At 42.8% G+C, this 26,111-nt stretch carries 34 protein-coding genes; 8 read left to right on the top strand and 26 right to left on the bottom strand.

Features of this window, described 5'->3' with window-relative positions; translation table 11 throughout:
• Positions 1–276: 276 nt before the first annotated feature.
• Positions 277–1,308: an AI-2E family transporter gene (locus ACQCVH_RS18400; RefSeq protein ID WP_426837058.1), complete on the top strand. Its 1,032-nt coding sequence runs from the start codon at positions 277–279 to the stop codon at positions 1,306–1,308.
• A 57-nt stretch (positions 1,309–1,365) separates the two neighbouring features.
• On the opposite strand, the gene ACQCVH_RS18395 is transcribed toward ACQCVH_RS18400, so the two are convergent.
• Entirely contained in the window at positions 1,366–2,658 is a 1,293-nt protein-coding gene (locus ACQCVH_RS18395) for a hemolysin family protein (RefSeq protein ID WP_426837057.1), read from the bottom strand.
• Positions 2,659–3,144: 486 nt separating this feature from the next.
• On the opposite strand from ACQCVH_RS18395, the gene ACQCVH_RS18390 reads away from it, so the two are divergent.
• On the top strand, positions 3,145–4,107 hold the full coding sequence (locus tag ACQCVH_RS18390) for a cation diffusion facilitator family transporter (RefSeq protein ID WP_101547882.1): 963 nt from the start codon (positions 3,145–3,147) through the stop codon (positions 4,105–4,107).
• 28 nt (positions 4,108–4,135) lie between these two features.
• Here ACQCVH_RS18390 and ACQCVH_RS18385 read toward each other — a convergent pair whose 3' ends face one another.
• The 13 genes from ACQCVH_RS18385 to ACQCVH_RS18325 form a co-directional block, all read right to left on the bottom strand.
• Positions 4,136–4,489, bottom strand: a complete 354-nt coding sequence (locus ACQCVH_RS18385; RefSeq protein WP_426837056.1) for a GIY-YIG nuclease family protein — start codon at positions 4,487–4,489, stop codon at positions 4,136–4,138.
• Positions 4,490–4,506: 17 nt separating this feature from the next.
• Positions 4,507–5,265, bottom strand: a complete 759-nt coding sequence (locus ACQCVH_RS18380) for a DUF2087 domain-containing protein (RefSeq protein WP_426837055.1) — start codon at positions 5,263–5,265, stop codon at positions 4,507–4,509.
• Positions 5,266–5,401: 136 nt separating this feature from the next.
• A complete protein-coding gene (locus tag ACQCVH_RS18375; protein WP_426837054.1) occupies positions 5,402–5,764 on the bottom strand; it encodes a fluoride efflux transporter FluC in 363 nt (120 codons plus the stop codon).
• On the bottom strand, positions 5,761–6,135 hold the full coding sequence (locus tag ACQCVH_RS18370) for a fluoride efflux transporter FluC (protein WP_426837053.1): 375 nt from the start codon (positions 6,133–6,135) through the stop codon (positions 5,761–5,763). The genes ACQCVH_RS18375 and ACQCVH_RS18370 overlap by 4 nt, the downstream gene beginning before the upstream one ends.
• 121 nt (positions 6,136–6,256) lie before the next feature.
• Positions 6,257–6,793 carry an NADPH-dependent FMN reductase gene (locus ACQCVH_RS18365; RefSeq protein ID WP_426837052.1) on the bottom strand — a complete coding sequence of 179 codons (537 nt, stop codon included), beginning with the start codon at positions 6,791–6,793 and terminating at the stop codon, positions 6,257–6,259.
• A gap of 30 nt (positions 6,794–6,823) precedes the next feature.
• A complete protein-coding gene (locus ACQCVH_RS18360; RefSeq protein ID WP_426837051.1) occupies positions 6,824–7,072 on the bottom strand; it encodes a YuzB family protein in 249 nt (82 codons plus the stop codon).
• A 22-nt stretch (positions 7,073–7,094) separates the two neighbouring features.
• Entirely contained in the window at positions 7,095–8,033 is a 939-nt protein-coding gene (gene murB, locus ACQCVH_RS18355) for a UDP-N-acetylmuramate dehydrogenase (RefSeq protein ID WP_426837050.1), read from the bottom strand.
• Between the two features lie 12 nt (positions 8,034–8,045).
• Complete coding sequence (locus ACQCVH_RS18350; protein WP_426837049.1) at positions 8,046–8,915, bottom strand: pirin family protein; 870 nt, start codon at positions 8,913–8,915, stop codon at positions 8,046–8,048.
• A 35-nt stretch (positions 8,916–8,950) separates the two neighbouring features.
• Positions 8,951–9,346, bottom strand: a complete 396-nt coding sequence (locus tag ACQCVH_RS18345; RefSeq protein WP_426837048.1) for a hypothetical protein — start codon at positions 9,344–9,346, stop codon at positions 8,951–8,953.
• A gap of 828 nt (positions 9,347–10,174) precedes the next feature.
• A complete protein-coding gene (locus ACQCVH_RS18340) occupies positions 10,175–10,372 on the bottom strand; it encodes a hypothetical protein (protein WP_426837047.1) in 198 nt (65 codons plus the stop codon).
• A 64-nt stretch (positions 10,373–10,436) separates the two neighbouring features.
• A complete protein-coding gene (locus ACQCVH_RS18335) occupies positions 10,437–10,763 on the bottom strand; it encodes a MerR family transcriptional regulator (RefSeq protein WP_426837046.1) in 327 nt (108 codons plus the stop codon).
• 137 nt (positions 10,764–10,900) lie between these two features.
• Complete coding sequence (locus ACQCVH_RS18330) at positions 10,901–11,206, bottom strand: hypothetical protein (RefSeq protein ID WP_426837045.1); 306 nt, start codon at positions 11,204–11,206, stop codon at positions 10,901–10,903.
• A gap of 18 nt (positions 11,207–11,224) precedes the next feature.
• Positions 11,225–12,070 carry a YwqG family protein gene (locus ACQCVH_RS18325; protein ID WP_426837044.1) on the bottom strand — a complete coding sequence of 282 codons (846 nt, stop codon included), beginning with the start codon at positions 12,068–12,070 and terminating at the stop codon, positions 11,225–11,227.
• A 234-nt stretch (positions 12,071–12,304) separates the two neighbouring features.
• Here ACQCVH_RS18325 and ACQCVH_RS18320 point away from each other — a divergent pair, with 234 nt between their 5' ends.
• Both ACQCVH_RS18320 and ACQCVH_RS18315 read left to right on the top strand, forming a co-directional pair.
• Positions 12,305–13,768: a M20 family peptidase gene (locus tag ACQCVH_RS18320; protein ID WP_426837043.1), complete on the top strand. Its 1,464-nt coding sequence runs from the start codon at positions 12,305–12,307 to the stop codon at positions 13,766–13,768.
• A 129-nt stretch (positions 13,769–13,897) separates the two neighbouring features.
• On the top strand, positions 13,898–14,494 hold the full coding sequence (locus ACQCVH_RS18315; protein WP_426837042.1) for a VanZ family protein: 597 nt from the start codon (positions 13,898–13,900) through the stop codon (positions 14,492–14,494).
• Between the two features lie 53 nt (positions 14,495–14,547).
• Here ACQCVH_RS18315 and ACQCVH_RS18310 read toward each other — a convergent pair whose 3' ends face one another.
• Together ACQCVH_RS18310 and ACQCVH_RS18305 are read right to left on the bottom strand one after the other, a co-directional pair.
• Positions 14,548–15,435: an SDR family oxidoreductase gene (locus ACQCVH_RS18310; RefSeq protein WP_426837041.1), complete on the bottom strand. Its 888-nt coding sequence runs from the start codon at positions 15,433–15,435 to the stop codon at positions 14,548–14,550.
• Positions 15,436–15,739: 304 nt separating this feature from the next.
• Positions 15,740–15,868 carry a hypothetical protein gene (locus tag ACQCVH_RS18305; RefSeq protein ID WP_426837040.1) on the bottom strand — a complete coding sequence of 43 codons (129 nt, stop codon included), beginning with the start codon at positions 15,866–15,868 and terminating at the stop codon, positions 15,740–15,742.
• 142 nt (positions 15,869–16,010) lie between these two features.
• On the opposite strand from ACQCVH_RS18305, the gene ACQCVH_RS18300 reads away from it, so the two are divergent.
• On the top strand, positions 16,011–16,610 hold the full coding sequence (locus ACQCVH_RS18300) for a TetR/AcrR family transcriptional regulator (RefSeq protein WP_426837039.1): 600 nt from the start codon (positions 16,011–16,013) through the stop codon (positions 16,608–16,610).
• Between the two features lie 19 nt (positions 16,611–16,629).
• Positions 16,630–16,821: an anti-repressor SinI family protein gene (locus tag ACQCVH_RS18295; RefSeq protein WP_426837038.1), complete on the top strand. Its 192-nt coding sequence runs from the start codon at positions 16,630–16,632 to the stop codon at positions 16,819–16,821.
• 183 nt (positions 16,822–17,004) lie between these two features.
• On the opposite strand, the gene ACQCVH_RS18290 is transcribed toward ACQCVH_RS18295, so the two are convergent.
• The 3 genes from ACQCVH_RS18290 to ACQCVH_RS18280 all read right to left on the bottom strand — a co-directional run bounded on the left by ACQCVH_RS18290 (position 17,005) and on the right by ACQCVH_RS18280 (position 18,791).
• Positions 17,005–17,403 (bottom strand): hypothetical protein, encoded by a 399-nt coding sequence (locus ACQCVH_RS18290; RefSeq protein ID WP_426837037.1) that lies wholly within the window; start codon positions 17,401–17,403, stop codon positions 17,005–17,007.
• A 222-nt stretch (positions 17,404–17,625) separates the two neighbouring features.
• A complete protein-coding gene (locus tag ACQCVH_RS18285) occupies positions 17,626–18,063 on the bottom strand; it encodes a GNAT family N-acetyltransferase (RefSeq protein WP_426837036.1) in 438 nt (145 codons plus the stop codon).
• Between the two features lie 194 nt (positions 18,064–18,257).
• Entirely contained in the window at positions 18,258–18,791 is a 534-nt protein-coding gene (locus ACQCVH_RS18280; protein WP_426837035.1) for a GNAT family N-acetyltransferase, read from the bottom strand.
• A 114-nt stretch (positions 18,792–18,905) separates the two neighbouring features.
• Here ACQCVH_RS18280 and ACQCVH_RS18275 point away from each other — a divergent pair, with 114 nt between their 5' ends.
• Complete coding sequence (locus ACQCVH_RS18275) at positions 18,906–20,291, top strand: S41 family peptidase (RefSeq protein ID WP_426837034.1); 1,386 nt, start codon at positions 18,906–18,908, stop codon at positions 20,289–20,291.
• A gap of 66 nt (positions 20,292–20,357) precedes the next feature.
• On the opposite strand, the gene ACQCVH_RS18270 is transcribed toward ACQCVH_RS18275, so the two are convergent.
• Positions 20,358–20,648 (bottom strand): DUF5316 family protein, encoded by a 291-nt coding sequence (locus tag ACQCVH_RS18270; RefSeq protein WP_426837032.1) that lies wholly within the window; start codon positions 20,646–20,648, stop codon positions 20,358–20,360.
• A gap of 219 nt (positions 20,649–20,867) precedes the next feature.
• On the opposite strand from ACQCVH_RS18270, the gene ACQCVH_RS18265 reads away from it, so the two are divergent.
• Positions 20,868–21,647 (top strand): Cof-type HAD-IIB family hydrolase, encoded by a 780-nt coding sequence (locus tag ACQCVH_RS18265; RefSeq protein WP_426837030.1) that lies wholly within the window; start codon positions 20,868–20,870, stop codon positions 21,645–21,647.
• A gap of 132 nt (positions 21,648–21,779) precedes the next feature.
• Here ACQCVH_RS18265 and ACQCVH_RS18260 read toward each other — a convergent pair whose 3' ends face one another.
• The 6 genes from ACQCVH_RS18260 to ACQCVH_RS18235 all read right to left on the bottom strand — a co-directional run bounded on the left by ACQCVH_RS18260 (position 21,780) and on the right by ACQCVH_RS18235 (position 26,071).
• On the bottom strand, positions 21,780–21,959 hold the full coding sequence (locus ACQCVH_RS18260) for a hypothetical protein (protein WP_224897552.1): 180 nt from the start codon (positions 21,957–21,959) through the stop codon (positions 21,780–21,782).
• Positions 21,956–22,543 carry a hypothetical protein gene (locus ACQCVH_RS18255; protein WP_426837029.1) on the bottom strand — a complete coding sequence of 196 codons (588 nt, stop codon included), beginning with the start codon at positions 22,541–22,543 and terminating at the stop codon, positions 21,956–21,958. Before ACQCVH_RS18255 ends, ACQCVH_RS18260 begins: the two co-directional genes overlap by 4 nt.
• 59 nt (positions 22,544–22,602) lie before the next feature.
• Positions 22,603–23,457: a phosphotransferase family protein gene (locus ACQCVH_RS18250; protein WP_426837028.1), complete on the bottom strand. Its 855-nt coding sequence runs from the start codon at positions 23,455–23,457 to the stop codon at positions 22,603–22,605.
• 16 nt (positions 23,458–23,473) lie between these two features.
• Positions 23,474–23,914 carry a GNAT family N-acetyltransferase gene (locus ACQCVH_RS18245; RefSeq protein ID WP_426837027.1) on the bottom strand — a complete coding sequence of 147 codons (441 nt, stop codon included), beginning with the start codon at positions 23,912–23,914 and terminating at the stop codon, positions 23,474–23,476.
• A gap of 83 nt (positions 23,915–23,997) precedes the next feature.
• Positions 23,998–25,551 (bottom strand): DUF5643 domain-containing protein, encoded by a 1,554-nt coding sequence (locus ACQCVH_RS18240; protein WP_426837026.1) that lies wholly within the window; start codon positions 25,549–25,551, stop codon positions 23,998–24,000.
• Positions 25,538–26,071 (bottom strand): RNA polymerase sigma factor, encoded by a 534-nt coding sequence (locus tag ACQCVH_RS18235; RefSeq protein WP_426837025.1) that lies wholly within the window; start codon positions 26,069–26,071, stop codon positions 25,538–25,540. The genes ACQCVH_RS18240 and ACQCVH_RS18235 overlap by 14 nt, the downstream gene beginning before the upstream one ends.
• Between the last annotated feature and the right edge of the window lie 40 nt (positions 26,072–26,111).

The following is a 26,111-nucleotide window of genomic DNA, read 5'->3' as shown; positions in this document are numbered from 1 at the left end:
ATTTATGTTACAAATTTTCCTAGTCCTATTGTACGAGCCGGGCTTTCTTATCCATACAGATAACGGCTTATTATTAATTTTACAGATGATGAATGAACGTATGATTCAGTGCGTATCTTTTATAAGAATGATATACCTTCAAATTAAAAAAATAGTTTTCTGCAGAGGCTGGAAAGCTAGTATTGAAGAGTTTAGATGCTATAATTAAATAGTAATATCATTTTATATTTCTTATATAACAGCTGCTGTTTAATAAGAATCAGAGGGAGCACATGAATGGAAAACTGGAGAAATATTTGGGTTAAGACTGGTGCAAAGCGGATTATCATTTTTGCAATCATCCTCTTGCTCCTTATATCACTGCACAGCATGATCAATATCATCCTGCTGACCTTTATTTTTTCCTTTTTAATGGACCGGCTGACCACCTTGCTTACAGACAAGTGGAACCTTAACCGGCCGCTGGTGGTAATGTTTTTATACTTCGTTTTAATTGGAGGCCTGACACTCGCTGCCATAAATTATTTGCCTGTCATATCACGGGAAGTAACACAATTGATTGCCCAGCTGCAGGCGTTTTATCTGCACCCCCATGAAAATGGATTCATTAATTATATTGTATTGTTCATTGAACAAAATGATATCAACAAATATCTTGAGCAAGGGTTTACGTTTTTGCTGAAATATTTTACCGACATCAGTAAAATCGGCATGCAAGTACTGATATCCCTGCTGCTCAGCCTGTTTTTCCTTCTGGAAAAGAAAAAACTGATAGATTTCACCTTAAAATTCAAGACGAGCAAAGTCGCTGCTTTCTATGATGAAATCGAATATTTCTCGAGGAAATTCTCCATGACATTCGGAAAAGTCATTGAAGCTCAGTTTGTTATCGCCATCGTTAACTGCCTCCTGACGACATTGGCTCTATGGATCATGGACTTCCCGCAGCTGGTAGCCCTTTCTTTGATGGTATTAGTCCTTGGGCTCATCCCTGTGGCAGGTGTCATTATCTCTATGATACCGCTGACCATTATAGCCTATTCCATAGGCGGATTCATGCTTGTCGGCTATATCATCCTGGTCGTCATGGTCATCCATGCTATTGAAGCTTATATCCTTAACCCGAAGCTGATGTCTTCCAAAACAGAACTTCCCGTTTTTTATACCTTCATTGTACTCATCTTCTCAGAGCATTTCTTCGGAATTTGGGGTCTGATCGTCGGGATACCTGTATTTATGTTTCTGCTGGATATACTGGGCGTCAAAGAAATTGCCCCTAAACAAACAAAGCAGGCCCGCGTAAGCTGACCTGCTTTTTCTCTGGCCAAAAAGGATGCACCCTATGGCTGCATCCTTTTTAACATGCTATGAAACTCTCTTTACTTCAATATACAGGACCTGGTGCCCGTCTTTTTCTGTAATTTTGAAAATAAACCCTTCTGCTTCCACTTCTGTTCCAACTTCAGCATCGAAGTCCTGGGAAAGGACCCAGCCGCCAATCGTATCGATATCATCACTTAACAGTTCAATTCCGAGAAGGTCGTTCACGTCCTCAAGCAGCATTTTAGCATCAAGGATGTATTCACCTTCCTTCACCTTCCGGATTTCAGGAACTTCATCGTCATCAAATTCATCCCTGATTTCTCCAACGATTTCCTCAAGGATATCTTCTACCGTAACGAGTCCTGATGTTCCGCCATACTCATCCATTATAATCGCAATATGGGTCCGTTCTTTCTGCATCTTTACGAGCAGATCATGAATCGGTATATTTTCAATCACATGCATGACAGGCTTGACGAACTCGGACAGTTCGTGAATCATACCGTCATCCAAAATTTTTGCAGTGAGAAATTCCTTCACATTAACATAGCCGATGATATGATCTTTATCTCCATTGACAACAGGATAGCGGGTATAATTCTCCTCTTCCACCGTTGCCATGATTTCTTCAAAATTATCTTCAATACTGATCGTAATCATTTCGGTGCGTGGCACCATAATCTCTTTTGCAACTCTTTCATCGAATTCGAAGATATTGTTAACGTATTTCAGTTCGTTCTGGTTGATTTCACCGCTCTTATAGCTTTCTGACAAAAGCAGCCGAAGTTCTTCCTCTGAATGGGCAAGCTCATGCTCGGATGCCGGTTTCAGGCCAAAAAGACCGACTAGCAAACGGGCAGACCCGTTCAGGAACCAGATGAAAGGATACATCAGGCGGTAAAACCAGATGATGGGCCTCGCAAAGAGCAATGTGATTTTTTCAGCCTTTTGAATGGCAAGAGTCTTTGGTGCAAGCTCCCCTACGACAACATGCAGGAAAGTGGCAATAGCAAACGCAAAGGCCAGAGTCAGAATATGGGAAAGCGATTCGCTTACTTGGAAATATTCAAGCACAGGGTGCAGTATAACTTCAAATGTCGATTCTCCAACCCAGCCGATGCCCAGTGCTGTCACGGTAATGCCGAGCTGGCAGGCAGAAAGATACTCATCAAGATGAGTCACGACTTTTTTGGCAGCCAGTGACCCGTTTTTCCCTTCTGCAATAAGCTGGTCAATCTTAGAGGATCTTACTTTAACGATTGCAAATTCCGTCGCTACGAAAAAGGCGGTCAATGCAATTAAAATAGCAAAAATGATCAAGTTAATAGTGGTCAATGAATAGCCTTACTAAGTAAGGCGTACACCTCCTGGAAAATTAGGGTCATGACCGCTGCTTATCCCCTGTCAGTTGATCAGGCAAGTCAGGAGAAATATTTTTATCACTCTGATTTTATAAGACTATTAGGCGCTGGTGTCGGCAGCAGCCTTTAATCCATTACTTAAGCCGAATCCCGGCCAGGCTGCAGCGGCAATTCAATTTAGAACGTACAGGTTTCAGCAAACTAAATTTGGTGTAATAGTTTACAGAACCCCTTGCATCATAGGTTGCTGTTGAAAAGCCAAGCTGCTTTAATTGCTCGTTCCCAAATGAATCACCCCCTTACCGGCACGTTATAGTTAGTTCTTATTTTACTGTCATTTTTGGCCGGTGGCAATCTATTAGCCCTTCTGTCCATTAAATGTTCAAAAATGATAAATCAAAGCCAGATGGTTAAGCTAAATATTGGACAAACCATTTGGAAAAAATGGAGAGGTGACAAGATGTCTTTTATCCAATTGTTGAAAAAAGGAAACAAATCATCCGGCATCGCTGCGATCGGCAATACTGTCCTTACGATTGCAAAAGGGATAGCTGCTGCAATAAGCGGCAGCGGTACAATGCTTGCAACCACGCTTCACTCTGCAGCAGATGCTCTCAATCAGGGCTTTGTATTCATTGGCAGTGCCCTTGCTGAAAAGGAGCCGACGAAAAGATTCCCGACCGGCTTTGGGCGTGTTGTCAACCTGTTTGTGCTGGTTGCGGTGATCGTCATCGCAATCATGGCCTATGAAACAATCCACAAAGGCTGGGAGCTGATCCAGCACCCAAAAGAGTCCACCAATATCCTGCTTAATATTGCCATCATGCTTTTGGCAATAGGGGTTGACGGCTTCATTCTATTGAAGGCGATGAAGGAAATCAATCATGAAACCCGCAGTGAGGCCAAAGGCTTTGCCATTGTCACGACTGCTTTCAAGAATAATGGCCTGGCATCACCGCCGACCAGACTTGTGTTTTATGAAGACCTGATTGCCACATTTGGCGCACTGCTGGCCCTTGTCTCCATCCTGCTTGCTCACTTTACCGGTTTTTATTTTCTGGATGGTGTCGGAACGATACTGATCGGCTTACTGCTCACAGGGATTGCCGTTAAAATCGGCTATGAAAATACTATCGGACTGATCGGGGTAGCAGCCCCGAAGGTCGTTGAGGACCGTGTAGCAGATATGATCCTTTCCGATCCTGATGTGGTGGATATCATGGATATGCGCATCCTGCAGGAAGGCAGGCGCTTCCATGTAGAAAGCTATATTGAGCTAAGGGCCGGCCTCTCACTGGCAGATGCTGATGATATCAAATTCAGAGTCCGCGACCTGCTGCTGACAGATACCGATATCGGCGATGCCACACTTGGCATACTGGAAACAGACAATGTCCAGACCTGGAAAGATGAAGACGAGTAAATAAAGAAGAGGGAGACCTCTTCTTTATTTATTTGGGCCGATTGTGATAGCCTCTTTCGCCATAAGGCTGGAAATGCTCATGCCATTTCTTCTCAAGCTCTGCCAGTGCTTCCTTTTCACTGTAATACGGGTCGTCACTCGGCTTTAGAACCTCAAGCACCGAGATTTCGAAAACATCCTTCCCAAATCTCCTCCAATCTTCCTGAAGAGGCTTATTAACATAGGACCCTGTTTCCAGACTGAATTTCAGACCGTTCAATGTCTTAATATTTCTGGTGCTGCCAATAAACATTTTTTGGCTGTGTTTGTTTTTTATTTGAAAGACACCTGCTTCCACCGGCACTTCCATGAATTGATTTTTCAGTTCCTTTTTCCGGTTCATATTCTTTCCCCCATCTTTTATTTTTTCAGCCAATAGGCGCTTCCATCGGCCTTTCTGTCCAGCAGGCCGTATTCAATCAAATATCTTCTGATCAGAGCATAGTCTTCATAAATGCCCTCTATAATGCTGTTTAACTCTTTTTCCATGTACACTTTGCCATCCTCCAGAAACTTGCTGATCTCTCTTATCACTGCCAGCCGCTGTTTTTCTTTTGGCGGAAATTTTTCAAGGCCGCCTTCGATGCCTCCGGGAAAGAATTTATCAACGATTTTCTGCTGTTCTTCCTCTGTAATGGCATATCTGTCATCAACCATCGATGCATGTTTATGAGGTGGTATAAAAGCCGGCGCATACTTGTCCTTTTCTCTCAAGAGCTCCATGATGGCTAGGAATGTCTTCGCCTGCCTCTCTTTTTCCTTTAGAGCAAAACGATGATGCCTGATTGTAGAAGCGCTTCCAATGCCCATTTCTGCCTGCACCTCTTTATCCCGCATTCCCTGATAAAACAAATTCAAAAGCTGGCTCTGATGCTCTGTCAGCCCGGTCCATTTCTTGTCAAGACCCAGCAAATAGTCAAACACCGAGGAATGTGATCTCTCGATATGAAGCCGCGTATATCTCTCTGCTTCATACAAGCGGTCTTCATATGGATAAACAACACCCTTTTCAAATTTCTCACCGCATAACAAGCAAAGAAAGCTCTCTTCTTCTTCTCTGTATCCTTTTTTTATTTCCTCGAGACTTGCCTCCCAAAGGCTTGCAGATGTATCCTGCATTCAAATACCTCCAATAACTTGCAGATTCACTTATAAACTTTTTTTAAAAACGTTGAATGTTATACAAACAATATATACCTTTGTTTGTTATTAGTCAATAAAAAACGGCCATCCTCTACTGGATAGCCGAAAATCCTTATAAATTATTCCCTGTCAGATAGCCTAGAAAGGCGAGAAAAATTCCGAAAACATATGTAATGCCAATGTACAGGAAGAGTGCTTTTTTCTTTTGTCCGATATGCAGCTGCATGGTTTCAAGCTTTAATGTTGAAAAGGTGGTAAAGGCACCCATAAACCCGGTGCCGGCGAATAAAAGATAACTCTGATCCAAATGAGCTCCTGTCAGCAGGCCAAGCAAGAAGGCACCAGACAGGTTGACGATGATCGTTCCAACAGGAAGGGTTTTATCTTTACTGTTATATTTCCGGCTTAGGGCAAACCGGGCCATGCTCCCGAAAAATCCGCCCATGCCTACCAGTGCAAAATGGAAAATACTCATATGGCCCCCTCCTCCTTAGCTATCCTGAATCCAAGCCGGCTGAAAAACATTCCGCCGATCATGCTGAAGATGATATAAAGGATTCCGAGGTATGCATGTCCCTTGTTAAATAAATCGACAGTTTCCACACTTAAAGTTGAAAAAGTCGTGAATGATCCGACAAAACCCGTGCCAATAGCGGCCATAAGCCCAGGAGTGACTTTCATTTTTTTGAATACACTGGTTGTCAGCCAGGCAAGCAAAAAGCTGCCGGCCAGATTGCAGGCCAGTGTGCCGTAAGGAAAAACATTCTCCACAAACAGGCTGATCCCTATCCAGTATCTCAGCATGCTGCCTAACAATCCGGCGAGTCCGACATATATATAAATCATAATGATTACTCCTTTATTACTAATAATCTTTAATTGCACCTTTTAGTATAGCACCTTTTTTGTTGGCCTTTAATATCATGAAAAAACTCCTGCCATTTATGGGAGGAGTTCTTCAGGATTCTTATTCGGCCAAGGATGCCTGAAGAGTAATCAGTTCCCTTGCCAGCTTTTCAATTCTCTCAAGGACAATGGGTGCTGCAATTTCATTGTCCTCATTAAAGTCATTGCTGTGAACAAAAACTGAGCTGGCTGGGGCAGTTCCCTTCAAGTAGGAAATGATCGGCTTAAGCTGATATTCCGCAACAAGAAAGTGCTTGTCAGATCCCCCTGTTGTTAAAACACCGACTGCTTTTGATTTAAAAACATCTACAGCAAGATGATCAAATAGATTTTTCAGCGCCCCTGTAATGGAGGCCTGGTAGATCGGCGTGCCTATTACGAGGAAGTCGGCTTCAGTTATTGTCTGCACAACCTTCCATGTGTCGCTGTTATAATAGGTCAGCGGCTTGCCTGTAACAAACTCAACGTCATAGTCCTTTAAGTCAATCAGCTCTGTCAGGATAGATGGAGACAAGCGCTTTGCCGCAGCGAGTACTTCATGTACAGCCTTTGATGTTTTCGATCCGGTCAGGGATCCTGAAATGCCGACAAGTTTCATAGCCGATTCCCCCCAATGTCAGGTTCTTTTTTAAATTGCAAATTCCTTCAATTCATTATCAATATGCTCTTTTATCAATTGAAAGCACTCTTCTGCCGTCCCTGCAAAAATGCGCTTTCCATTCACTATAGCATAAGGCCGCCTGGCGCACATGCCGCAAAAGGATAGGCAGCTGCTCTCAATAACGGCTACTTCAGGATATTGCGCTTCAAGGAGTCCTTCAAGGTCCAGTTCTGCAATCAGGCTGCCGTCGCAAATCTCCACTACCACTATCCCCATAGCGGCTCACCTCCCTGCTTTTTTAAGCATGATGTCCTTCGTAAAATTCCTCACCAAGGATAATAACCTCGGTTTCAAGGTCCACGCCTTGCTTTTCCTTCACAGTTTCCCTGACATATTCTATAAGTGCCAGATAATCCTTTGCCGTACAATTATCTTTATTAATGATGAAGCCGGCATGCTTTCGGGAGACTTCTGCCCCGCCGATATTTTTTCCTTGAAGGCCGCTGTCCTGTATCAGCTTTCCTGCATAATGGCCTGGAGGACGCTTGAACACACTCCCGCAAGACGGGAATTCAAGCGGCTGCTTGCTTTCCCTTGCCTCCGTGTTTTCTTTCATCCTCGCTGAAATATTCTCCTGGCAATCGATGGACAGATTAAACTTTGCCTTCAGGACGATGAATTTCTTTTCAGCAATAATGCTTTTCCGATAGCTCAGCACGAGCTCCTCTTGCCCCAGTTCCAGGATGCTTCCTTCCTCTGTAAGAACTAGTGTTTTTTGAAGGACATCAGAGATTTGTCCGCCGTAGGCACCTGCATTCATGTAAAGTGCACCTCCAGTCGTCCCAGGGATCCCGCACGCAAATTCCAGTCCTGAAAGGCTGTGCTCCAAAGCTTTGCGGGAAACATCGATGATCCGGCTGCCGGCCTCGGCAATTACTGTAGATCCAGTGACAGAAATCTTATTCATTTTTGACAATGACAGGACAAGCCCTCTGATTCCGCCATCCCTGATGATAATATTCGAACCATTGCCTATTAGAGTCACAGGTACTCCATGCCGCTTTGCCTTTTTAAGGATATAAGCTGCATCCTCCGGGCATGCCGCTTCTGCGTAAAGATCTGCCGGTCCGCCAAGCTTTGTATAGGCATGCTCCTTTAAGGGTTCATCAAGGCTAAAAGAAGAATCCGGCAATTTTGAGGAAAGCAATTCATACAGATTTTTTAGGATAAGATTCATGACATCAGCTCCTTAAACAGCAGGCGGGCCGAATTTGCCATTATGGAAATCCCGGTATGCCTCCCTGATTTCTTCCATTGTGTTCATCACGAATGGACCATAGGGAACAATTTCTTCCTTAATCGGTGCACCGGAGTATACAAGCACCTTCGATTTTCTGCTGTTCGCCTTTATAGCAAGTTCGCTGCCTTTATTGATATCTCCCCCGTCCTTGTATGAAAGGGTTGCGACTCCATGCTTTTTGAGATTCACTTCATTTTCCCCAAAGTCCATATCCCCTGAGAGGACATACAAAAATGCATTATGATTCTCCGGGATGGTCAAAGTATATTCTGATCCCTTAGTTAAGTTGATCTCAGAAAGAGTAATTGGAACAGCAGAACTGAGCGGCCCCTTGACACCTGCTATCTCTCCGGAAAATACTTTAATGGAGCCTCCTTGAAAATGGACGGCCGGTGCATCCTCACCGTAAACATTCTGATAGCTAGTTGCAGACTTTTTCAATTCCTTCGGCAGGTTCAGCCAAAGCTGCAGCGTGTGGGCAATGTCATTTTCCACGCCCTCCTCTGCATGGCGCGCTGCCCAGCCGGCATTCATATACTGCACATCGCCAGGCTCAAGAATGTCCCGGCCGCCTGCATTGTCGATATGCTCCAGCCTGCCATCCACAACATATGTGACTGTCTGGAACCCCCTGTGCGGATGGTCTGAGAAAGCGCCCCTCTTAAACCAGTCCTCCGCCATCAGGATGAATGGATCAAAATCCATGAACCGGTCAGCCGGAAGTACCCAGCCTTTCTGGATAAACGGGAAACTCGCTTCTTCATACTCTACATACCAATGGTCTTTGACACTTCTTTTAAAAAGGCTCTTTTCTTCCATTCTAACCATCTCCTTCTTCGTTCAAATCTTTGCCATTATCCCTGTTTGCCTTCATTAGAACATATATTAGTTGTTGCATCAACTATTAGGGACTTTCTTCGTGAACACGCTTTTTTTATCAGATGAAGCACACAGTCTGGATGGGTATATACATTTATAAAATCTGCATTATACATATGCAGCCAATCCACCAGCTCGGAAAATTCTCTGGAGCGGCTGTAAAAAATGAGAGAATGACTGCCTATAAAATAGGGAAACTGCTGAGTGTCCAGCAGTGAATCTATATCCATGATAACAACATCCGTATCATCAGGCATGCTGAAGGGCTCATAGTCATCCAGGAGGTAAACCTCCAGTTCTGGATATGCCAGCAGCAGCATCATTAAGCTCTTCCTGACCTGTCTATTCCCCGAAACAATTACTGCCTTCATCACCTCAGCCCCCTCTTTGCTCTTCTTTTATAATATAGCAGAAGACAGAAGACTTTCCTTCCGTCATACTGGCGAAAAGACTATGCTGCTTTTGGCTGAGTGAACTAAGACTAAAGTTGTAGGGAGGTTTCCTGTGGGTGGAGCTAACTTGCTATGCAACAAGTCCCTTTTCAAGTGCGGGTCATGCATTGGTTAAACTGTTTCCTATGCACGATGCCCCTTTTCAAGTAAGGTTCATGTATCGATTAGACTGTTTCCTATGCATCAAGCCCCTTTTCAAGTGTGGGTCTTGTATCGATTAGACTGTTTTCTATGCATGAGTTTCCTTTTTAAATGAAGGTCATGCATCGATTAGACTGTTTTCTATGCATGGGGTCCCTTTTCAAGTGTGGGTCATGCATCGATTAGACTGTTTTCTATGCATGAGTTTCCTTTTTAAATGAAGGTCATGCATTGATTGGACTGTTTTCTATGCATGGGGTCCCTTTTCAAGTGCGGGTCATGCATTGATTAGACTGTTTTCTATGCATGAAGCCTCTTTTCAGGTGAGGGTCATGCATTGAATAGACTGTTTTCTATGCATGGGGCCCCTTTTCAAGTGCGGGTCATGCATTGATTAGACTGTTTTCTATGCATGAGTCCTTTTTCATGTAAGGGCCATGCATTGATTAGACTGTTTTCTATGCATGGAGCCCCTTTTCATTTGAGGCTCATGCATCGATTAGACTCTTCTTATGTTCGCCCTCTCTCTTTCTGCAATTTTCAAGCGTAAATTAGATTCTTTTTTAAGATAAAAAAGACCCTTCCTATAAAGAAGGGTTCTTCTGGTTATACGCCCATTTTTCTGCGGGTATTACTCGCTTTTTTAGTCATCTGGCTTTTCATCACCTGATTTTTAGCCGCTGACTTGGCGCCTTGTTTTCCATTTCCCTGCGCCTGTTTCTTTTTCTCGAGCTGCTGCTTCATCAATTCTTGAAGGCTTACTTTTTTCTTTTCGCCGTTTTGGTTATTTTCCTGCTTAGACATATTGTTTCTCCTTCAGTTCGTATTTCTTTTTATTATAATACAAGCTGCAGAAAATTTCTTTCATTTATTGAAAGATCATATAGCCTTCTGAACTCAGCCATAAATCAAGGGCCGTCCTGGTAAAATAAACCTTATATCCAATTCTAATAAATGGGATGGAACCTTCATCATAATTTTCCTGATCAAAAGGCCCTAGTTTCTGAAAATCCTCCATGCTAATGCCTAAATAGGCTGCAGCTTCATCAGGCTTCAACAGCATATGAGGCTGAGCAGCATCCTGAACTTCTGCTTCAGTGTTCTCTTTCTTCAATGCTGTGCCAATAAACCAGCTTCCCCATGAAATACTGATTGCCAAACAGAAAATTGAGCAAGCAATCCAATTGATTTTCATATAATTTTCCTTTTCATTTTTAAATCCATTATATCATTGTACCGTTGTTCTAAGAACGTTTATCAAAAATTCAATCTTCATTTGAATTCACAAAAGCCAATCGCAATTTCAAACCCATTTGCAGCTTAAGCTCACCCTCACTCAGGCATTTTCAGCCTTGGAAAACAAAGATAGAGCATCAATCCCCCAGTCCCGGTCATGAAAAGGAACCCCAATATACTGCCTTCTGCTATGGCAAAAAAACCAAACACTAAAAAAATCAATGACAGCCATGTAAGAAAGGAATTAATCGTATAATCATAAATTGCACTTATAAAGGTCAGGGTTTTCCCGAGGATCTGACCTTCGTTTCCTGCCCTTTTTGCCTGAATCGCTGCTAGCACCGTACTCCAGAGCAGTAAAGCAGGCAGCCCCCATAAGAAAATCCATCCAAAAAGACTCATAAAATCCTCCCCGCCAGATCAGCAGCAGTCCCAGTTAAACAGCACCCGGTCAAACCGGCGTGCCTTCAGGTCGCTTTCGTTGATAAAAAAATTACAGATGCCAACATCGCCCCAAATGACCGCGTATTTTTCACTTGCCTTGTCATAATCGCTGTCCAGCTGGAACAGGAGGGTATCATATCTGCTCCCGCCCTCGCGTGGATCCATTTGTGTGAAATAAGGATAGCCGCCCATCTGATGGTGTACTGCTCCCTCGGGATTGCTGTAGTCATTGTAAAGGTCGTCAACCTCTTCATATCCTTCTGGCATTTCTTCCTCTGCCAGCCTTTCGAAATAATCAAGGCTTGATTCCCCGATCACTTCATCAAACCGGTAATCACCTGTCGCTATATACATACTTGAAGCTTTTCCTTTAATCAAATACTCGCCGCCCTCGAGGACATCATATTCACAATTGGTACGGTGTTCATCTATAGCGGAAAAATCTGTCACCAGATATTCTTCATTTTCCTCCACATCCGCAAAAAATAGGACCCGGAAGCCTGACTGGTCATCCTGCCGATCAAAATTCATCCCAAAAACATCATCATTTAAATCGATGTAAAAAGAAAGAATGCCTTTGTCCGGAAAATCCGGCAGTTTAGGGAGTTCACCCAAATTAAGCTGGGCAAGCAAATGAAGGGGCTGCCCTGCTTGATTAAGCGGATAATCGATTCCTTTTGGCAGGTAAGGGTGTCCCCCAGCCTTGCTGTCCCAAAGCCGAAGCTCAGCGTCAGGCTTCACAAGTTCAAGCTGCACAAATTCTTTCCTCGTTTTTTCAAATGCTTCCCGGTCGTTCCGGCGTATTAATTTTTCCTGCTTCATCAACCATTCCTCCTGATTTGAAAACATAGACTCTCATATATTTAACTGCGACGTATAATACGATGCTGTATGTATATAGTTCCTAGTGCTTTTTTCCTTTTTTCATAGAAAGTAAACAGCTCCCCCCCCCGTATATAGAGTACTTTACTGGAATGTAACCGCACAAATACTTTTCCGAAAATTCAACTAACTACTTTATAATAAAAGCAGACGAAAAACTAAGGGGGAAATATATTGAGTAAATGGAGAATCATTCTATTGATCTTCGGAGGTTTGCTTCTGCTGTTTTTGGCTGTAACCGGTTTGAATACATTGATGGTCCATTCCCGGCAGCCCGAACCTAAAGAAGCATCCCTGGTAATCAATGAGAATCTTGCTGTCGGGCATCTATCAGAAGCAGTTACATACAAAACGGTTTCTTACCAGGACAGAAGCAAATTTGACTGGAAGGAATTTGACAGATTCATTTCTTTTCTGGAACAAAGCTATCCGCTCGTCCATGAGAAGCTGGAGCTTGAAAAAATAAATTCTTATGCGCTCGTGTACAGATGGAAAGGAAATACCGGGAAAAATCCAATCGGCCTGACGAGCCATTATGATGTGGTTCCAGTCCTTTCAGGAACGGAAAATAATTGGGAACAAGGCCCTTTCAGCGGGAAGGTGGAAGGAAAGAAAATATGGGGGCGCGGAACCCTGGATGATAAAATCGGGGTCATCAGCATTCTTGAAGCGGTCGAGCACCTCCTATCTGAAGACTATCAGCCTGAAAGGGATATCTATTTAATGTTCGGATTCGATGAAGAAATCGGCGGAGACGAAGGGGCCTTAGCCATTGCTGAAACTATGAAAGACCGGGGTATTGAGTTTGAATTTGTCCTTGACGAAGGCGGTGCTATCGTGGATGGGATGGTACCAGGCACCAGCCAGCCTGTCGGAGTCGTAGGAATTTCTGAGAAAGGCTCGGCCACTGCCGTCCTATCGATTGAAGGCAGCGGAGGACATTCCTCGCAGCCGAAAGACCATACTAATATCGGTCGCATATCGAGCGCGATAGCAAAGCTTGAGGATAAACAATTCAAGGGCGATCTGAGAGGCCCTGGAGAGGATCTATTTGATTACACCGCACCGGAAATGAGTTTTCCGATGAAATACGTTTTTGCCAACAAAATGATCTTTGAACCTGTCATTGAGAGGATTCTCCTGCAGCAGCCTGCATCAGCCGCCCTAATTCGCACCACGATAGCGCCGACCATTTTTCAGGCAGGGGAACAATATAATGCCCTGCCTGAGAAGGCAGAAGCAATCATTAACCTGAGGGTCATGCCTGGTGACACACTTGATTACATCCAGTCTTTCATAGAAGACACCATCGAGGATGAAGCTATTAAGGTCACCGTCACTGGCAGCGAAGCATCAAAGGTTTCCAGCATTGACAGCTGGCAGTTCAAGACAGTGCAGCAGGCAGCAAGGAATGTCTACAAAGATGCCATTATTGCTCCATATCTGATGTTCGCCGGTTCTGACGCAAAACATTATGACTCTGTCTCCAAAAACACATACCGTTTCCTGCCTGTCCACATCACCTCAGAAGACTTGAACCGGATGCACGGAACAGATGAGCACATTTCAATTGAAAACTATCTGAATGCGATCGCCTTTTATGCAGAAATCATGAGAGAGGCGGATGCAGCAGAATAGTTGTATATATTCTTTAATGCCCATTCGCTGTGCCTGGCACAGTACATGGGCATTTTTCATTTGTTCTGTCCATTTTAAGAGTGTATGATTCTATTATCTGAAAAAATATTAAAAAAGGTGAATCTCTTTATGTCCTGTACCATTGTCCGCAGTGCAGCCGCTGCACAGCTTTTCTTTCTCCTATCCCTTCCCTTTATAGGCAACCTTATCAAATATCTGCATCCGCTCGCTTTAATTGTCGTATGGGCCTGTATTACCAGCTCCACGATTACAGCAGGTCTGCTGTTCCGCGGTGAAAAGCTGCCATTGAAAAAATATCTTGTCCAGCTCGGTTTTACTTTATATAGCGCTTCCCTCCTCGTACTGCTTTTTTTCAGGCCGGGCGATAATGCTTATGCAAACTATAACTTAATTCCATTCAGTACGATTGAATTTTATTTTGCCGGACGGGTGGACTTTCTGGTTGCATTTTATAATTTAGCTGCGAACATCATATTGTTCATTCCATATGGGCTGTTCTTGATTCTCCTTGTGAAAAAGAAATCTATCTGTACTCTATTGGTTATTCCGATTGTGTCTATATCGGCAATTGAAGTATCCCAATTCCTGAGCAGACGCGGCAGTCTTGATATTGATGATCTAATCCTTAACCTGCTTGGAGTATTTTTAGGATATGCAATCTCGCCGCTGCTGCAGAGAGTTTATGTCATTAAGGATTCTCTTTAAAAATCCTGCAATCAAAAACCCAACCTGCCTGAGTGGCTGGTTGGGTTTCTAAATTAAGCTAGCTCAATGCCTCCAGTGACACCATAAACCTGGGCGGTCACATAGCTGGATTCTTCAGAAGCAAGGAACACGTATACGCTTGATAGTTCGACCGGCTGTCCAGCACGCTTAAGCGGTGTATCCTGGCCAAAAGTCGGGATGACTTCCTGAGGCTGTCCTCCGGAAATCTGCAGCGGCGTCCAGATTGGCCCTGGTGCCACAGAATTTACACGAATTCCTTTTGACGCTACCTGTTTAGCCAGTCCGCGCGTAAAACCGTTAATGGCAAACTTTGTTGCGGCATAATCCAGCAGGTTCGGACTCGGATTATATCCCTGTACAGAAGAAGTTGTGATGATAGAAGCTCCTTCAGGCAGATGCGGAAGTGCCGCCTGAACGGTCCAGTAAAGGGAGAATACATTGATCTCAAATGTTTTGCGGAGCTGTTCACTCGAAAGGTCTTCAATATTTTCTACTGCCTGCTGCTTGCCGGCAACAAGTGCAAGAACATCAAGGCCTCCCAATTCTGATTTGGCCTGTCCGACCATGTCCCTGCAAAATGACTCATCGCTCAAATCACCAGGGATCAGAACAGCTTTGCGGCCTTCAGCTTCAATCAGCTCTTTTACCTCTTCAGCATCTTTCTGCTCCTCTGGCAGATAATTAATTGCCACATCGGCGCCTTCTCGGGCGTATGCAATGGCTGCAGCACGTCCAATCCCGGAATCACCGCCTGTCACCAGCGCTTTCCTTCCTTTCAGGCGCCCAGTTCCTTTATAGCTCTTCTCACCGCAGTCGGGCTGAGGATCCTTCATCTCGTTCTGGACTCCAGGCGGCTCCTGATACTGCTTCGGGAAGTCTCCATTAAAGAATTGTTTAAGCGGATTTTCAGGGTTTGACATTGTTCAGCACTCCTTTTATATAAATAGACTCAATACATAAGATAGCTTGCTGCTTAGCTTGTGCAGCTCTTCACTATGTATCCGTACTAATACATTCCCTTTTCTGGTAGCGATAAACTAGCAAGGAAACCTTTAAATGAGAGTATTTTTGTAAATATATGTAATATATGTAGAATCATTAATTTTTTATGTTTTTAAGTAGAATCCATAAATTTTTAGGTGGAATTTTGCTGATTTTACAAATGTAGGGTAAGTGCTTCAAAAGCTTATAAAAAGCCGGGATTCATATTCCCGGCTTTTTCATTTACTTTTTCTTCACATTGTCATTCGGTGAATTTCCTGTTGCATGAATGCCTTTACTGTTTTTCGAACCAAATGTCTGGCCGTCATTTGTGACTTTGGCTCCTTCAAGAAAATTGTCCTTTGTTTTCATAGTCGTCACCCCTTTTGCTTATTGTTTCACAGCAAAGTTAAATTATTCTTTAATAAATGGTTAAATTTTCATAATACATTTACTATTTATGGTATATTATAAATAATACTTAAAAGTAATATAATCTGCAGGAGATAGAACAATGGCTAATCGAGGACGCAAGAAAGGTTCCATCGGAGAAAACAGCAGGATTCTGCTTTTGAATATTGCAGCTGAGGAGTTTGCTGAGAAGGGATTTCACGATGCCAAGATCAGCAGCATTGTTAAAAAGGCAGGTTTGACCCAGCCTTCATTTTATCTGTATTTTCCAAGCAAAGAAGCGATTTTTCACGAGTTGATCATGGCATTTCAGCACAGGCTCTCATATTTAACAGATGCGAGCCGAATAGAGCCAGGTGTAGAATTGCCACAGCTTCCAATAAGAATTAAATCAGGATTATATGAGATTTTTAGCTTTTTCCATGAAAATCAGATGCTTGCCAAGATCGGTTTTTATATTAACCCCGATGCAGATAGCATAAAATCACAAATGGCTGCCCAAATCCACGATAACCTTCTTTCCGAGCAAAGAGCAGGCTATTTCAGGGAAGAGGCAAACATGGAACTGGCAGCGGTCAGCCTTGTGGGTGCCATTGAAAGGCTGGCAGTCACGCAAATTTTTACAGGAAAGAAAACACCCGATATATTGGCAGAGGAAACAGTGGATCTCTTCCTTTACGGACTAATCAACAATAAGAAGTAAATTTATAGGGGGCTTTAGAATGGAGGAAAAAGTACAAATTGATCCTGAATGGAGAATGCTGATTCTAAAAGCCAGACACTTAGGGCTGACAAAGGACGAAGTGCGCCGCTTTATTAAAGGTTCGGACACTACACACTATTCTTATAAAAATCAGCAATCCAGGAAAGTGAAACAAGAAGACAAAATAAAAAAAAATCATCCCCAGCAGTAAAGGTAATCTTAATTTTGAATTGTGATTAAACTAGGAAATGGGCTCAGTTCTTGTTATTTTCATCTTAGACCCACAACGAAACGATAATTATTTGTGAACATAATAAAAAGCTCAATTGTTTTCTTCACAATTGTCAGCCTGACTTCTTTTACTTTAATAATGAGAAACAAATGTACATATATCTTATTGTTCACCCAGCAGTTTCTTCAATTTTTCTGTCTGTTCCTTATCGGCAAGAAGATAAAGTTCCCCTTCTTTAAGAATTGCTGTATCGTCCTCTGTATACCATATATATGCAAATGATTCGGCAACTCCCTCTTTGGGCCGCTTTAAAACAAAAGCAGTATCCGCTGCCCGTTGCGGCTCTCCAGCTGACTTTTCCTCTGTCAATTCATCCAATAAAGAACGAACCTGCCGGATATGCACCGGATCTCTTACATCAGAATGAAACCGGACTCCTTCTGCTCCATTCTCATTAAAAGGTTTCCCGACTGACAAAACTTCTTCAGCTGAACAGCCTGCCATAATAGCGGCCAGTATATATAATAGCATTAGTGGCTTCTTTTTCTTCTTTTTCTTCACTTTCGAACACTCCTTGATGTAAAGTTCGTTTCATGAATAAGTTTAACAGTTTCTTCACCCTTTATTAGTAAACAGATATAAACATCACCCGCACCTCTTCTACCGTAATAGTTCTTTCATAAGTCAAAAGTATACCGGAATTGATTGATATTTCCCCTTCTGCAATAATTACACTTCTTCTTACTTCCTATAAAAAAAGGAAGCCCACAAAGGCCTCCTATCTTAAAGTTCCTTTACAACAGCCATCTCTCTGCCGAATCTGTCTCCCTTATCAATAAATCCAAGGCTTGCATACAAGTTATGTGCAGCCAGATTGTCAGGATGATAGCCCACAGCTACCTTTTTGGCATCTGGCAGCTGCGCTATTTTCTCGTTCATCAGGAGCGTGGCTGCTTTACCGATTCCTTGCCCTTGCATGCTGGAATCAATCATAATCCTGTATATCCAGAAAGAATCCAATTCTTCCGGAACAGTATTGTACATCAAAAAGCCAGCCATTTTTCCATCATATAAGATTGCATATGCTCTTAAGGTCTGTTCATAATGAGACAGCAGGGTCGATATTGCATTAGGCTCCATATAAGCCTCCTGATCACTGGCTAGTTTCAGCTGGCAGCATTCATACCAATTCTCCTCATTAATTTCTTCTAATATAATCATTTATTATCCCCTTTCATCATAAGGGGATATGCTGGACTATTTGTTAAAAAGCCGCAATCCCCTCTGTGCTGTTATGCTGTCTTATTGCCTTCTTTTGCATAATGAACGCCTCCTTTAACAAAATGGTCCAAATATTTACTGGAATCCTTATAATAGCAGAATTTTCTATCATCGTATATATTTCTATTATATGATTACCGCTTTTCTTTTAAGAGAGAATAAAGATATGTATCATTTGGCTTTCCTTCCTGATACATATACCCCCTCAGCACACCTTCCTTTTCAAAGCCCAGCCTCGAAAGGAGCTTATTTGAAGCATCGTTCTCCAGGAAAACGACCGCCCCAATCCTGTACAGATCCATTGTTTCAAAACCATAAGCAATTACCTTTTCGGCCGCTTCTGAAGCATACCCTTTCCCCCAATAGCCAGGGTGGAGCTCATAGCCTATTTCAGCGCGATGGTGCTTTGGGATCCAAGCGTTATATCCAATGGTGCCAATCAGCTGATTAGTTCCTTTTATTTCGATGCCCCAGCGGACTCCTCTTTTTTCGTTGAAGATCTTTTGGAAAAAACGGATCATTTCTTCCGCCTGTTCCACCCGCTGGAATGCATCCTGTCCGTAGTGGCGCACAACATCACTTCTCGAAAAATTAGCAAACAGGCTTGCAGCATCTTCCACCAAAATCTCCCTGAGCGTTAACCTTTCTGTCTCGAGTTCCTTAAACATCTGATCTCCCCTTCTGAATGTACGATACTAATTTTACAGTTATTTTCCCAATTGTTAAATACTTACTTTTTAAGTTAGTATGAAAGAATAGAATAATTAGCAGGCAGGTGTACAATGAAAAATCACATAATGCTGTTTATGATTTTTTTAGTACTTTTATCAGGTTGTGAATGGAAGCCTCAAGCCGCATTAACAGAGGATGAGATCAAGAAAATAAATAAGCTTGAACCAGGAGACCTGCTTTCTCCTGCCGTTATGAAAAAAGATTTTGAGTTCATGAAAACAAAAATCCTTGAGATCCATCCTGATCCCAAACGGAATATAGATAATTGGGAAAAGGCTGTAAGAGAAACTGAGAAAAAGCTTGGGAGGCCTTTGACTGCCGGAGAATTTGCCCAGGTACTCATGGCGTTTACAAGCAAACTGAAGGACGCGCATACTATTGTGTTTCCTTCTCCTGAAATGCTGGAGAAATCAAAAACCTTCCCGGCAGCCTTGGAATGGGTGAAAGAAGGACTGATTGTCACCAAAAGTTTTGATTCGTCCCTGAAGCCTGGGGATCTTATCGTAAAAATGGGCGGGCGTTCTCCTGAAGAATTGACTGAAATGTTAAGCAAGTTGATTTCTGCGGAAAATGAATATTGGGAGAAAAAGACCAGCTTAGTTCTGTTTCATTACGAAATCTTTCTTAAAGGGTTATCAATCACAGAAAAGGACGATACAATCAAAACAACTATTGAACGAGATGGGAAACTGCTTAAGGCTGCTGTAAAATTATTAGATAACAATCCCGGTACATCTGGCCACTCAAAAGAATGGTTCAACTGGGAGATCCTGCAAGATAGGAATATAGCCTATTTCAATCTGGACACATGCTTAGATACATTTGGCTACCAGTCTGCAGTAGACTCTTTTTTTCAGGAAACAGTTGAAAAAGGGATAGGTAATATCGTTATTGACCTAAGGGGTAATGACGGTGGAGAGACTGCAGTGACAAATAGTTTTCTCAAACATCTTCCCGCTGCAGCCATTCAAAGTATAGGCTATCTAACGAAGTACTCAACAGATGCGGCAAATAGATATGGCTATAGACGGATAAAGGGTATGCATAACATACCAACAAGCAAAGTTGAGAATTTTCAGGAGGCTCCCATTTTCCCTGGAAAGGTTTATATTGTCTCAGATAGCGGAACGTTCAGCTCTGCTGCTCAATTTGCAGTTATGTTTCAGGATAACCAATTGGCTGAAGTCATCGGCGAGCCTTCGGGTGGAAAACCGGAAGGCTTTGGCGATATTATTACCTTGAGCCTTCCATACAGCAAATTTGACTTGGTGATCTCACACAAAGAGTATTTCAGGCCCAATCCAGAAAAAAGCCATCTCCCATACATTGAACCAGATGTAATGATAGAAAAAACAAGGAATGATATCATCTATGGACAGGATGGACAGCTTGAACGAATTTTGGATTATGTAGAGAAAAATGGGCAGAAACAATAAGAGGAACTGCATGGAAATGAAAATATATCCCAGGAAAGTGAAAAGGACCTTCACCAAAGGTCCTTTTCATCTGGCTATATAAAGAAGCAGGGCTGCCGCAATATTCGGGAGTCCGATTAAAATAGAGGCAGCCGCTGTTCTTCTGCGCTTTCTTCTCTGCTCTGGCGGTTCTTCCACATGCAAATCAGCTTTAAACCGATGGGGTCCCATTAGGATGCCTGATATAAGGACGGAGATTCCCCAGAACAGCAGGCCTATAGCTCCGGTCACCAAATGGGCATATTCAAGTACCCCTGTTAATAGAGAAGCTACTATACCAAGGATGGCTATTGCAATTCCTATAAGAATATATTTCAAGTTGTTTCCCCCTTTCTCATCTCAATTTTACGAAGATGGTATCCATTTGGTTTCAATATCAGAATAAATTTCTGAAAAATCAACCTTTTACCTTGAGAGCAGAGTTGTTGAAGATGTTATAATATTTTATAAAAACATCTTAATAGTGATCGCGATAATATCTCGGGTCATTCCTATTTAAAACTAATATACTGAAAACAATTGCCGCCGGAGGTTCTTATGAGCTATAAAATAGTATTTTTTGATGTGGATGGGACGATTACCCATCATGAAGATGGCAGTATTTCAGATCAGACGAAGGAGACGATCATTAAGCTGAAAGAGCAAGGGATCAAGATTGCTGCTGCCACCGGCAGGCCCTTATCCTTGTGCAGGGAGATCGAGGAGCTTGGCATTGATACATTTGTGACTGCAAACGGAGGTTATGTTAAGCACCGTAATCAGGTCATCCATAAGGTAACGCTTGATCCGCAGGTTATCCGTGATGTAGCAGCTTTTTCTAAAGCTAAAGGTCATGGATTATCCTTTTTCACTGAAGAATTCAGCACAAACGGTGTTCAGAGTGAAGAAATTCTGCAGATATTGAAGGAAACACTTGCCTTCACCGATTACCCTCCATTTTATGCTGATATCCATGAACAGGAAGTTTTTTTGATGTGCCTGTACGCAAACGAGGAAATGATGGAAAAATACATCCATGCTTTTCCCCATCTTTCTTTTCAAAGATGGCATCCTTTTATAGCAAATGTGCTCCAAAAGGAAGTATCCAAGTCTTTGGCCATTATGAAAGTGCTGGAATTCTTTGAAATTGAGCCATCAGAGATGATTGCTTTCGGGGATGGAAATAATGATATTGATATGCTTGAACTGGCCGGACTAGGGATAGCGATGGGGAATGGAACTGATGAGCTGAAAGCAACGGCTGATTTTGTCACCCGTAAATCCAGTGAGGATGGCATAGAATTTGCCTTAAAGAAATTTGGAATCATCCAGAATTAGAATCGATTAATTCCAAGCTGAGCATATACTGAAAGCTGCGCCCTTCTTTAACAGCGGCAGTGGCCTATAGCGAACCATTTGTCCGCAATGCCGCCGCTGTCCTGTATTGCACAGGCTTTCAATTATAACTTATTAAGTGTTAGAGCCGCCATGATCCCTATTATCTCCCATCATATAATTTGAATCATCGCCAGGCTTGGCATGAGGATGGGTGATATTCGGGGGATTATTATTGATCTTCTTCCTCCGCCAGTCGATCAAAAAGGCAAATCCAAGGACAAGGAAAATAAAAATAAATAGAAACCAAATCATGATTCTCCTCCTTTTCCATAGTACTCCAGCGGGATCTTTAACTCGCCAATTATCAGTGTATTTCCCTCTTCCACTTCATATGACATAAAAATAAATTCCCTCTGGCTCTTTTCAGCGAGTATTGAGTCATCCCTGAATTCTTTTCCCTCCTGATAAACATATGGCAAAACCCTTCTATATACCTTTACGGCCACGCCATCATATTCTTTCTGTGGAATTTCATAGCTAAATCCGGTGACAGCAAAATCAGTACTCTCAATGATTGTATAATTTTCTGCCAGCATAAGCCTTGGCAGTATGGAAACAAGAATGATGAGCAGCAGGAACACCGCAGCCATCCCAGGTATGCTTTTGTTCTTAAAATATATTCCCGAAGCCAGTTTGAACACAAAGACCATCAAAAAGTCGGGAACCAATGTTGCCATCTGCAAATCCTGCCCTTCTTGTCCGATAAGGGCGAAGCCTGCAGCCGAAATAATAATCATGCCCAGTCTAATAAGAAGATATATTCCGGTAATTCCCAATAATGTTATACAAAAAATAGAGCGGATAAAATAAACAGGACGTCCACTGGTATACATCATTAGACCTCCTTTCAGCAGGCTTTTCAGGTATAAAAAGAGCTGCAGAAAGAGGTAAGCATTCAAAGCAGCGAGGAAAGCAGCACCTCATTCTCTCTGATAAATTTCCTATGCTTTTCAGCTCCCCTCTTCTGCCCCCAGCCGACAGAACAAAATGCATCGAAAAACTTGTAAAAAGGAAGGATGCTGTCGAGATCAATCATCGGCCTAATGGTTTCATAGCCTTTTATATAAGCCTCCCTTGCACCTTCATGCCGTTCCCAAACATCACGGTTTATCTTTGAAAAATCCATTTCAGGAGATCCGGCACGGGCACTTTCAAAATCTATTATACCCGCCACTTTATTTTCTTTCACAAGGATATTTCCAGGCCTGAAATCCATGTGGATGATGCATGGGCCATCAGGGACGGGCAGCTCCTGAAAACTCTTATAAAAATGCTTTTGAGACATTTCAAGCAGACTCTCAGGAAGCACCTTGGAGGCATGAAGTCCGAAATGTTCGAATTTCTCCTTGACCATTTCTCGCCATGCCTTCGGATCAAAGCAGAGATATTCCTTAGGCACCGGGGCATTATGAAGCTTTGCATGATGCCTGCCGATCTGGAAGGCAAGCTCCGTGTTCATTCCCCGGGTGCAAGGTTCGCCTTCAATTCCTTCAAGCAGCAGTGCACCTGAAATATCTCCATCCCCTTCCCATTGATCAAGAACTGCCGGCACCGGGACATATCCTCTCAATCTTTGGAGCATTTCCAGTTCCCTTTCCAGCTTGTCTCTAGAAAAGGGGATTTTCAAATATACCGTTTGCCCTCCCTGAAGCACTAGCTTGTATACTGTTGAACTAAATGATTCTGGAACATCGCTGATTTGCTCTGCATTTATATGAAACCGGTCAATATATTTTTGGATATCGTCCATGGATTCTCCTATTCTTTTATAAGCCTTTGACAAAGCCTGTGCTTTTGGCCGCATAACCTGCGCTTGTATAAAACTGATGTGCTATTTCACGTTCTTCGCGGTTGCCGCTGTTCAGCACTATGCTTTCTGCGCCTAGACTGACGGCCATTTCCTCCATCTTAGCCAGGAGCATTTTTCCTATGCCCAGCCCTCGGAAATCACAGTGTGTTACCAGCGCAGTCACACGGGCATACAAGCTGTCAGATGTGTATAAATAGCCTGTATGAAAGTCGATCATTCCCATTAATTTGTCTTCCGATACTGCAGCTAATGTATAATGATCAGCAAGCGGATGAATCTTCTTGAACCGCTTTTCCATACTTTTAATGGTTGTGGGGTAGCCGAGCTGTACCATTAAATCAGACAGCTCCGGAATATCTTCAAATCTTGCCTCCCTAATCTCCATTTTTACCTCCATATTTGTTCTTCTCCTCTTTTTATCTTCGACTTGAATTAAAAATAACCTTTAAAATAGTAATAAAATGTAAAACAAAAGCAGGGTCAGTGCCCTGCTTTTCCATCCAGTTCAATCTTTATGTTTTTGCTGCTGAAAGTGGTATAGCTGAAGCCCTCAATCTCCAGACGCTCAGGAATCACTTCCCGGCTGCCATCTCCACTTATTTTAATAGTATGCTTTGTTGTATAAAGTCTCGGTTCTTTTAGTTCTGCTGTACGCATAAAGTATTCATCCGCCTTGTATCTTTGGCCGTCTTTGTCGATAAAATAACCGTCCGAATTGCTGCCTGATGAGGTCCTGCCCTTGGCAGCAATTGAGAATCGCAGTTTTTCATATGCACGGTTTTCGGGCAATTCCTCATTTATAACTACTTTAGCTGTTTTGCCGGGTTTTATACTTTCGATTGAGAGTCGGTTTCCTTTATACTCAGCCTTGATAGGAAGATTCTTTCCCTTTAGATCAATGCTTTTTGGTTCTTCTACTGAATATTGCAAAGCACCAAGATGTATTTTAATATGCTTTGGCTTTTCCCCGTATATAGAATCGAAGGAAGATGTTACTGTATTCCACCCATTGCCTGATGAGCCGCCCCCAGGGCCGAACAGCTGGCTGCTGACAAGGCCATTCTCTGTTTCGATACTGTCGATTGCAATATAATCAAGGGTTTTATCACTATGAATGTTTTGATATCTGTAGGTAAGCTTGGTCGCTGTCGGAGCAATGACGAGCTTCTCAAAGATGATTGGATTTCCGTCCGCCTCTGTTTCGGCAGACAAAGGATATTCTATGCTGGGGTGTTTCACCACCGGAACCTCAAATGACCATTCACCTTTCAAAGTATCACGTTCCTCATCCTGTTCTGACGCTTCACTAAATTTCTCCAGCTGCAGGATCTTCAGTTCAATGTTTCCTTCTGGATGGTCCATTGGCGCCACTGCCAGTTTCCCTCTGAAGGTATTTTGTTTATCGGAATAAAGGTTCATCTGGCTTCTGATGGGCGAAAATAATGGTTCATCCTGATCGCTCCAATACTTATCAGCATTCAAGACTTCAATTCCATCATAATCAAGCATAAAAAGATCTTCACTCTTCAAATTTTCTACCTCATAATAAATCAGTGTCTGGATATCATCAGCCGCCACACTTGTTATCCTGACTTTGATCCCGCTGCTTTCTGCTTCCAGATCCAGCTTCTCGCCAAGTCCGGACTGGATGTATTGCTGCTCCTGCTCGCTCTCCTCGGTACTGAGATTCTGCCACCAATCTTTAAATGCAGTAAATCCGCCTTTGGCAGCTGCGGTACCGGCAAATAAGGTAAGGCAGACAGCAGCCGCCAAACCGCCGATCCTGCCGGCTTTGCCTTTCTTTTTCGATTCTGTCTGCCGGACCCTCTTTCCCACATTCAGCATAAAATCTTCCGGCATTTCATTTTCTTGTGATCTTACGGCCAATGCTGCCGTTATTTCCTGGAGCTGTATCATTTCATCTTCACATTTTCTGCAGTTTTCCAGGTGCTCAATCAATTTTATCTCGTCTTCAGGCTGCAGTCGTCCTTCCAGGCTATCCAGCATCAAGTTTTGTATTTCACTGCATGTCATGGCTGCCAGCACCTCCATATTCTTTGCGAAGAATCAGCAATCCTCTATAAATACGGCTTTTAACAGTGCCAAGCGGAAGCCCGAGAATGCCTGCGATTTCTTCCTGAGAGAATCCTTGTATATATTTCAGCAGAATTGGCTCCCTGAATTTCTCATCTACCTGCTCCAGTGCATCCAGCACTTCCAGCCTGTCAGAGGGATGCTGTCCGGCCTCATTTTCTTTTATAGCAGCTTCCTGCTGCCTGCGCTTATTCCTCCTGAAAAGGTCCCTGCACTCATTAATGAAAATAGAAGTGACCCATGTTTCAAAATAACGGTCCTGCTTCAGTTTATCAATATGGTCATGGACCTTAAGGATCGTATTATGGAATACATCCTCCACATCATGATGATTCTTTAAATAAGCCCAGCCGATTTTGTAAAACTTCGATTTTCGTGCCTCAAACCAGCTTAAGACAGCATCAATATCCTTTTCCTTGATTTTTTTCAGCATAATCGAATCCTTTATCGCTTTAATCACACGCTTCCCCCGGCCCCTTCCTGCTGTCTGTTTGTTAATT

Origin of the sequence: Bacillus infantis, assembly GCF_050107595.1 — a bacterium.
Classification (GTDB): domain Bacteria; phylum Bacillota; class Bacilli; order Bacillales; family Cytobacillaceae; genus Bacillus_AB; species Bacillus_AB infantis_C.
This window is presented reverse-complemented; position numbering and strand designations above follow the sequence as displayed.